This is a genomic window from Flavobacterium sp. ACAM 123, from assembly GCF_000264055.1.
Taxonomy (GTDB): Bacteria; Bacteroidota; Bacteroidia; order Flavobacteriales; family Flavobacteriaceae; genus Flavobacterium.
Window position 1 is genome coordinate 1 of sequence record NZ_AJXL01000202.1, and the last position, 2,549, is coordinate 2,549.

The 2,549-nt window shown below is 35.2% G+C and carries 1 protein-coding gene; it reads left to right on the forward strand.

Annotation, left to right across the window (positions count from 1 at the left end; translation table 11 throughout):
• Positions 1-933: 933 nt before the first annotated feature.
• Positions 934-2,535, forward strand: coding sequence for a T9SS type B sorting domain-containing protein (locus A3SG_RS0118150; protein WP_016991410.1), 1,602 nt, complete (start codon positions 934-936; stop codon positions 2,533-2,535).
• Positions 2,536-2,549: the final 14 nt, after the last annotated feature.

The following is a 2,549-nucleotide window of genomic DNA, read 5'->3' on the forward strand; positions in this document are numbered from 1 at the left end:
TTTTTTTGACTTTTTGTTTTAATCGGTTTAAAATTGTTTAACTTGAGTAATGGTATTTTGCTATATACCATTTTTGAAAAAGGACTGGTCATGAGTAGAAATACGTCTTTTGCTTTATTTTTTTGGAGCAATGCATGTTTAGGAGGGCAAGCATAGTATTTGCCTTGTACTTCTATTACGGTTTAGGGAAGTGCTTCAAAAACACAGACTATGGTTGTAATAGGCATTATTTTAAATGGCAGTTTTGTAACATAATAGAGGTGTGCAAAAGAATGAAATAGTAATTATTGGGCAGACGGAAGTTGATTTTGTGGAAGGTCAGCTTTTGAACCCGTACTACATTGCATCAGATGTCCTGAATTACCTTGAAAATAAGGGATACTATGGTAAGCTGAAAAAGATTAAGTACAATAGTTAAATTTCGGTTTTGTAGTTTATAGGACTTTATCCGAAAAGTTCAGCATTTTCGTGTTGATGTGTGTGGGTTCTATGGTTATCGATACACAGACTGAAATGCTATCTAAAGGTTGCGCTTTCTCCAACGTATTTTCTTTTGGTTTTTTATTAAAAATTTAGAATTGATTGTCTGAACTCAGACCCAATTTTAGCCATTTATCCGATGCAGGTCTGTAATGTATAGAAGGTTTTCATACGTTAAATGGTGAATTAGGTTTAAACGAGGTATTGTAATTAGGGCGTATGACCAAAAAAGCGCAGCTGTTCTGAGCAGTGATTGTAACAACGTTTTATATTGTTTGGAGGAATTGTTGGGTGGGATAATTGTTTATCATCTTTTTTGATTGCGGTAAATTATTGTTAGATAGTTCTACAATAAGTAGTTTTTTAATTTTATTAAACTGTGTAATTTTATATATTTACTACTTAGAGCTTGAATTAGCTTTTTATTTTTGATCAAATTAAAACATATAAATAATGGGAAAATTTATCAGGTCGTTCGTATTTCTCTTTTTTGTTTACATTTTATCGAATACAGCTGTATTTGCTAAAAATAATATTGAGATTAGTGGACATGAGAATCTTGCTACCGCAGCACCTTCAGTTTATTCGCCAGTTACTTATTGGCAAAATTGTTCAAAACCATTAATGGCAATTCCTTCAGGAGGAGGAACTTTGAATTGGTATCTTACAAATTTACCAACAGAATTTCCAACAAGTACAGCTCCAATACCTATTACTACTATAATTGGTTCAACTACAACTTATTATGTGAGTCAAACTATTGCGGGTGTTGAAAGTACTCGCACTCCAATTGTTGTTAAAGTAGAAGCTAATAGTGGAGCAACTATTTTAAATTATAGATGTGACCGTTCACAGATTCCAGACTATTCTCTAGATTATACTCCTCCAGCTACTATTAATAATTCGGTTTTATTTGATTGGGCGAACAACAATGCATTTATTTCACAAACTTATTTTTGTACGTATTCTGTTCAAGGTGGAGCATCTGTGACTAGTTTTAATCCAAACAAAAGGGAATCACATTTTATAGTTTCTAATTTGTTACCTGGACAATCAGTAGAATTAACATTGACTTCCGCTTCGCATCCATGCGTTCCTTCGCAAACAATCACCTGTTCCGTTCCTTGTGGAGCATCAAGTACTACTCCTACATTTGCTTCAGTTCCAACATCCTATTGTATTAATGAAGCCACAACAAACTTACCAACCAGTTCTGATGATAGTCCTGCTATTACAGGAACTTGGTCTCCTGATGAAAAAGTAAAGACTGCAACAGCGGGCACTACAAATTATGTTTTTACCCCAGACCCTGTATTGTTTCCTTGTGCGTTAACTAGAAAGTTAGCTATAACAGTCGGACCTGTTGAACCTAGTTTTACCGATTTTTCAATCTGCTCTGGTGTGCTGCCAGTTCCGGTTTTGAGTCCTACGTCACCTAATGGAATTAGCGGAGACTGGTCACCGTCAAGCGTTGACAATACAACAACTAAGGACTATCTTTTTACGCCGTTTCCTGGACAAGCGTGTTCGCCAACCGCTAAAACCATAAATGTTACAGTAAATCCATCAAACACAATTTTGAGTATGGGCTGGACGGTTAGCGAGGCGTTTGCTGACAATCAAATAGTCACCGTGACAGATCCACTGGGAGCTAATTATTTGTATCAACTGGATGATGGCCCGTTCCAGGAAGAAACTGTTTTTGAAATAGTTTCTTTAGGAATGCATTCTATCACGGTAAAAGATGTAAATGGTTGTAGTGTATTAAGAAATGATAATATCTTAGTTATCGACTACCCTAGGTTTTTCACTCCAAATAATGATGGATTTAATGATTACTGGAATGTCTTTACTTTAGTTGATAAGTTTGGGTCCAAGATTCAGATATTTGATCGTTACGGTAAGCTTATAAAAGAGATTAGTCCAAACGGAACGGGTTGGAATGGAACATATAATGGACGACCTCTCCCCGCAACCGATTATTGGTTTGTGGTTGATTATCCTGAGGATGGTATAATTAAAAAGTATAGATCCCATTTTTCATTAAAAAGATAAAATAAAAAAAGCTT